Source organism: Citrobacter sp. Cf072, assembly GCF_030334485.1.
In the GTDB taxonomy this organism is placed as follows: Bacteria; Pseudomonadota; Gammaproteobacteria; order Enterobacterales; family Enterobacteriaceae; genus Citrobacter; species Citrobacter freundii.
The window spans coordinates 1-303 of record NZ_JAOWDX010000008.1; the positions used below are offsets into that span (position 1 = coordinate 1).

The following is a 303-nucleotide window of genomic DNA, read 5'->3' on the forward strand; positions in this document are numbered from 1 at the left end:
CAGGGTAAAACGTTTGCCGGGCCACAGTTTCGGGGAGTTGCTCACGCAGGCTGCCGTTTCAGCATCCTGCCGGTGGCCCTCCGCCTGGTAGCGGGCAAAGTCCTGACCATGCTGTACGTCTTTGAAGCGTCCCGGATAATCAAAGATTTCATACTGTGTGCGCTGGCCGTTGAGGTTTTTGGCGTGGTGGCTGAAGTAACCGGGCCATCCGGGGACTTTAAAGGTGTAATCCTGGTTTTCAACTGAGGAAGGGCGAATCTGCGCCCGGTAGCGGAACGCACTGATGCATGCGGTGGTGGCTTC

General features: G+C 57.4%; 1 protein-coding gene. It reads right to left on the reverse strand.

Features of this window, described 5'->3' with window-relative positions; translation table 11 throughout:
* On the reverse strand, positions 1–303 hold a 303-nt coding region (locus tag OGX66_RS00330; RefSeq protein ID WP_286510717.1), incomplete at both ends, for a contractile injection system protein, VgrG/Pvc8 family.